This is a genomic window from Bradyrhizobium valentinum (assembly GCF_001440405.1).
GTDB lineage: Bacteria > Pseudomonadota > Alphaproteobacteria > Rhizobiales > Xanthobacteraceae > Bradyrhizobium > Bradyrhizobium valentinum.
Map to the genome: position 1 here is coordinate 39,140 of NZ_LLXX01000172.1, position 2,635 is coordinate 41,774.

Here is a 2,635-nt window from a genome sequence, read left to right on the forward strand (position 1 = left end):
CAAACGCCAGTTCGAAGATGCGGCGCGGGCCGCTTTCGGCACCGATGTGATTAACCAGAATGAGTTCACCGCCGGGTTTCAGGACGCGGATGAAATCATCCAGTGTCGCCTCGGGATCCGGCACCGCCGTGATGACATATTGCGCCACCACCGCATCGAAAAACGAATCCGGGAATGCCAGGTTCTTGGCGTCCATCACCGCGAGCGTTTCGACATTGGTGAGGCCGAACTCGCGCACGCGCTTCCGCGCCCGCCGCAGCATCGGTTCGGAAATGTCGACGCCGCACAATTTCGTGTTGCGCGAATATTCAGACAGCGACAGCCCGGTGCCGACGCCCACGTCGAGAACGCGCCCGCCGATCTTGTCGGCTTCGGCGATGGTCGATCGGCGGCCCTCGTCGAATACCTTGCCGAAAACGAGATCGTAGACCGGCGCCCAGCGCCCATAAGCCTTTTCGACCCCCTCGCGGTCGATGTCCCCAGCCATTTCCCCTGCCCCGATTTTTTCTTAAGTGCGCATCGCCTCGGCAAGCGGCGGCGTCATCATTGGCTGTGCCCCTGCCCTCGCCACTGCAAGGCGCGCGGTTGCGCTCTTGATGAACCCGCCGCCAAGCACGCGCGCCTGTCCGGCAGGCGCATCGTAGAACACGCAGGCCTGGCCGGGCGATACGCCCTCTTCGCCGGCGACGAGTTCGACCTCATAACCGCCGTCGACCGCACGCAGCCACGCCGGCTGCGGCGCGCGCGTCGAGCGCACGCGCACGAACATCTCAATGCCGTCGCCGACAACGCGGTCGAGCGCGCCGTCGCCGATCCAGTTGACGTCACGAAGGCGGATGCGATCCATCCGCAATGCCTCGCGCGGCCCCACCACGACGCGGCGGCTGGCCGCATCGAGCTTGACGACATAGAGCGGCGCGCCGGCGGCGATGCCCAATCCCTTGCGCTGGCCGACGGTGAAATGAACGATGCCCTGATGCCGGCCGATGACGCGGCCCTCGAGATCGACGATGTCGCCGGGCTCGATCGCGCCGGGCTTAAGGCGGCCGATGATGTCGGTGTAGCGCCCGGTCGGCACGAAGCAGATGTCCTGGCTGTCCTGCTTCTCGGCGACTTCGAGGCCGAAGCGCCGGGCCAGTTCGCGCGTCTGCGGCTTGGTCATGTCCCCGAGCGGAAAGCGCAGATAATCGAGTTGCTCGCGGGTGGTCGCGAACAGGAAATAGCTCTGGTCGCGATCGGCGTCGGCAGCGCAGACCAGCGCCCGCGATCCGTCGGCAAGGCGGCGCGAGGCGACATAGTGTCCGGTCGCGAGCGCCTGCGCGCCGAGTTCGCGCGCGGTCGCCAGCAGGTCGCGAAACTTGACCGAGCGGTTGCACTCGATGCAGGGCACCGGCGTTTCGCCGAGCGCGTAGCTGTCGGCAAAATTATCGATCACGGATTCGCGGAAACGGCTCTCATAGTCGAGCACGTAATGCGGAATGCCGATGCGTTCGGCGACGTTGCGGGCATCGTGGATGTCCCGCCCGGCGCAACAGGCGCCCTTGCGATGGGTGGCCGCGCCATGGTCGTAAAGCTGCAGCGTGATCCCGACCACGTCGTAGCCTTCGGACTTCAGCAAGGCAGCCGTCACCGATGAATCGACGCCGCCGGACATGGCGACCACGATCCGTGTGTCCTGCGGACGGCCTTCGAGATCCAGACTGTTTCGCATGCCAGGGGTCATCGTCTTCAATCGCGAGCAACACCACGCGGCTCGCGGTCAGGGTTAAAAAGCCTTTATATATAAGGCCTTATAGCATCATTTGGCCGTACTGGGCCGGATCGGACGCCGTTCTTTAATATAGGCCGTATTCCCGCGAGGCAATCAGCCGATCTCTTTTTTGGAGCGGCTCCAGGACGGCAAATCTTGCCGCCGGGCAGAAAAGGGGGCCGCGGTCATGCACGGCAATCCGGCGATCAGTTTCTTAAGTATTTGAAAAATAATGAAAATTTCTACAACGGCAGGTGGCCCGGTCCTTGCTGAATGGTAGCCGAGAGCTCAGCGCGAGGGTCACCCGTGGTTAGTGTCACGTCAGAAGTATCGGCAAACGCATCTTTTCAGACCGCAGCGGCGAGGTCCGGCCGGCCGGATTCCGAGCCATCCTCCGGAAACGACAGCTTCGCGGCGCTGGTCGACAGCAATACGGCCGCCAGCCACAACGACAATCGCACGCCGGACCCAACGCCCGCCCCGCGCCGCTCCGACGATACGCAAGCAGCGTCCGACAATCGCGCCCGCGACAACGCCGCCGCTTCGGACAGGGCAGACAAAGCCGCGCGCAACGATTCGAATGATCGCAACGCCACGGCCAAGGCACACAACGATAAGGCACGCAGCGACAAGGCACACGACGACAGCAAAGTCGACGCCATGGCCGATACTGACACCAAGGCCGCGGCGGCTCGCCGCGGCAAATCGAAGTCCGACGCGCCAAAGTCCGATAATGCGAAGTCCGACGAGACGACGCAGGCATCTTCCGGCGACACTTCCCCGGCAATCGATCAGACCGAGACGGTGCCGGATGGAGCGGCCGTGGTGACGGCCGATGCCGTTGCCGCCGCTATCCCCACAGCGCCCGCGGCGCCGGCTGCCACG

General features: G+C 64.3%; 2 protein-coding genes and 1 pseudogene. 1 reads left to right on the forward strand and 2 read right to left on the reverse strand.

Features of this window, described 5'->3' with window-relative positions:
• A partial coding sequence (locus tag CP49_RS30445; RefSeq protein ID WP_245310941.1) for a class I SAM-dependent methyltransferase occupies positions 1–487 on the reverse strand: 487 nt, incomplete at its 3' end.
• A gap of 21 nt (positions 488–508) precedes the next feature.
• Entirely contained in the window at positions 509–1,711 is a 1,203-nt protein-coding gene (gene mnmA / locus CP49_RS30450) for a tRNA 2-thiouridine(34) synthase MnmA (protein WP_063791803.1), read from the reverse strand.
• Positions 1,712–2,056: 345 nt separating this feature from the next.
• Between mnmA and CP49_RS46390 the strand changes: the two are divergent.
• A pseudogene (locus tag CP49_RS46390) lies at positions 2,057–2,635 on the forward strand (hypothetical protein); the annotation flags it as partial.

What these genes read in the sequence shown, in the direction of transcription:
- mnmA (WP_063791803.1), bottom strand. Translation starts at nt 1,711, where the DNA reads ATGCGAAACAGTCTGGATCTCGAAGGCCGTCCGCAGGACACACGGATC.